Source organism: Blastococcus atacamensis, from assembly GCF_002938425.1.
Taxonomy (GTDB): domain Bacteria; phylum Actinomycetota; class Actinomycetes; order Mycobacteriales; family Geodermatophilaceae; genus Blastococcus; species Blastococcus atacamensis.
In genome coordinates this window covers 1-2,778 of the sequence record NZ_POQU01000152.1, presented here as the reverse complement: position 1 = coordinate 2,778, position 2,778 = coordinate 1, and the positions used below count along the sequence as shown (strand labels likewise).

Below are 2,778 nucleotides of genomic sequence, written 5' to 3'. Positions count from 1 at the left end.
TGATATCTACTCGATGTCTGTTGTCATGTGATAGCTGACTATATCAGCGATTGATGTTGCATATTGATATTAATAATACTGTTTTTTTTCAAGCAGAAGACGGCATATGAGGTCTAGTACGGTATCTTGAGCGCGGAGAGGTGTATAGGAGACAGACCCGGGCATGATGCCGCAGCGCCCCTCGCCGGGCATGATGCCCGGCCGTCCGGCCGGCGGCGGTCGTCCCGGTGGCGGCCCCGGTGGCCCCGGCGGTCGCGGACGTCCGGGTGCTCCCGGCGGCGGCGGTGGCGGCGGCGGCTTCCGTCCCGGTGGCGGCGGCGGTGCCCCTGGCGCCGGCGCGCCGGCCGGTGGTGGCTTCCGCGGCGGTGGCGGTGGCCGCGGTCGTGGTCGCGGCGGTTCCGGTGCCGGTACCGCGGGTGCCTTCGGGCGCCCCGGTGGCCGCGGTCCGGTCCGCGGGCGCAAGAGCAAGAAGCAGCGGCGTCAGGAGTTCGACTCGATGGCGGCGCCCAGCATGGGCGGCGTCAGCCTGCCGCGTGGCAACGGGCAGTCCGTCCGGCTGCCCCGGGGTGCGTCGCTGACCGACCTCGCCGAGAAGATCGGCGCGCAGCCGGCCGCACTGGTCACCGCCCTGTTCCACCTGGGCGAGATGGTGACCGCGACGCAGTCGGTGAACGACGAGACGCTGCAGCTGCTCGGTGCCGAGATCGGCTGGGTCATCCAGGTCGTCAGCCCCGAGGACGAGGACCGCGAGCTCCTCGAGACGTTCGACCTCACCTTCGGGGACGTCGAGGGCGACGAGGACGACTGGGACATCCGTCCGCCGGTCGTGACCGTCATGGGTCACGTCGACCACGGGAAGACCAAGCTGCTGGACGCCCTCCGCAACACCAACGTGGTGGCGCGGGAGGCCGGCGGCATCACCCAGCACATCGGCGCCTACCAGATCGTCACCGAGCTCGAGGGCATCGAGCGGCCGATCACCTTCATCGACACCCCCGGTCACGAGTCGTTCACCGCGATGCGTGCCCGAGGCGCGAAGGTCACCGACATCGTCGTCCTGGTCGTCGCGGCCGACGACGGCGTCATGCCGCAGACGGTCGAGGCGCTCAACCACGCCCAGGCGGCCGAGGTGCCGATCGTGGTCGCGGTGAACAAGGTGGACAAGGAGGGGGCCAACCCCGCCAAGATCCGCCAGCAGCTCACCGAGTACGGCCTGGTGGCGGAGGAGTACGGCGGCGACACGATGTTCGTCGACGTCTCCGCGCTCAACCGGATCGGCCTCGACGAGCTGACCGCGGCGATCCTGCTGACCGCCGACGCCTCGCTGGACCTGCGCGCGAACACCGAGCAGGACCCGCAGGGTGTGGTCATCGAAGGCAAGCTGGACAAGGGCCGCGGCCCCGTCGCCACGGTGCTCGTCCAGCGCGGCACGCTGCGCCAGGGTGACTCGATCGTGGCCGGCGACGCCTACGGTCGCGTCCGGTCGCTGCTCGACGAGCACGGCAACAAGCTCAAGGAGGCTCTGCCGGCCCGCCCCGTGCAGGTCGTGGGCCTCACCTCCGTGCCCCGTGCCGGTGACACCTTCCTCGTCGTCGAGGAGGACCGCGTCGCCCGGCAGATCGCCGACCGTCGTCAGGCCCGGATCCGCAACGCGCAGAACGCGTCGATGCGGAAGCGGATCAGCCTGGAGGATCTCGACGCGGCGCTCAAGGAGACCCGTCAGCTCAACCTGATCATCAAGGGCGACAACTCGGGCACCGTCGAGGCGCTCGAAGAGGCGCTCATGAAGATCGAGATCGACGACGAGATCGCGCTGCGGGTCATCCACCGCGGCGTCGGCGGGATCACCAAGAGCGACATCGACCTCGCGCTCGCCGACGACGTCATCGTCCTGGGCTTCAACGTCCGGGCCGAGGGCCAGGCCACCGAGCTCGCCAACCGCGAGGGCGTGGATGTCCGGTACTACACGGTCATCTACCAGGCGATCGAGGAGATCGAGGCTGCGCTCAAGGGCATGCTCAAGCCCATCTACGAGGAGGTCCAGCTCGGTACGGCGGAGGTCCGCGAGGTCTTCCGAGTCCCGAAGATCGGCAACGTCGCCGGTTCGCTGGTCCGCAGCGGCACGATCGTCCGCAACTCGAAGGCCCGTCTCATCCGCGACGGTGCCGTGATCGCCGACAACCTGACGGTGGAGTCCCTCCGCCGGTTCAAGGACGACGCGACCGAGGTCCGCGAGGGCTACGAGTGCGGTATCGGCCTGGGCTCGTTCAACGACATCAAGACCGATGACGTGATCGAGACCTTCGAGATGCGCGAGAAGCCGCGCGAGTAGTTGAAGGACCCCCTTCCTCCCCACCCTTCGCAAGCTCAGGGTGGGCCCCTGGAAGGGGGCCGGTCCAGCACGTCACTAGCAGCGGGTCGGTGGGAGGTGCACTGGTGTTCACCGGGGCACTGACCGCCGACCTGCTGCTCGGTGACGTGCACTCGCTCAAGGGCAAGCGTGCCGTCGTCCGGCCGATCGTGGCCGAGCTGCGGCGGCGCTTCGCCGTCGCCGCCGCGGAGGTCGGCGACCAGGATCTGCACCGCCGTGCGCAGATCGGGGTCGCCACCGTCGCGGGGGACGCCGGTCAGGTCACCGACGTGCTCGACGCGTGCGAGCGGTTGCTGGCCGAGCGCCCGGAGGTGACGCTCCTGTCGACGCACCTTATACAACTTTGACGCTGCCGACGCAGAGGAAAGGCTAAGTAAGAGGGGGGCTCGAGAAGATAAAATAAAAAA

At 68.4% G+C, this 2,778-nt stretch carries 2 protein-coding genes; both read left to right on the top strand.

Annotated features, from left to right (window positions below; translation table 11 throughout):
• The first annotated feature begins 163 nt into the window (after positions 1-163).
• Positions 164-2,332: a translation initiation factor IF-2 gene (infB, locus tag C5508_RS19120; RefSeq protein ID WP_232797307.1), complete on the top strand. Its 2,169-nt coding sequence runs from the start codon at positions 164-166 to the stop codon at positions 2,330-2,332.
• A 104-nt stretch (positions 2,333-2,436) separates the two neighbouring features.
• The gene (locus tag C5508_RS19115; RefSeq protein ID WP_104526489.1) at positions 2,437-2,718 is read left to right on the top strand and encodes a DUF503 domain-containing protein; all 282 of its coding nucleotides are present in this window, start codon (positions 2,437-2,439) and stop codon (positions 2,716-2,718) included.
• The last annotated feature ends 60 nt before the right edge of the window (positions 2,719-2,778 follow it).

Coding starts and splice junctions, on each gene's coding strand:
- infB (WP_232797307.1), top strand. CDS start 164: ATGATGCCGCAGCGCCCCTCGCCGGGCATGATGCCCGGCCGTCCGGCC.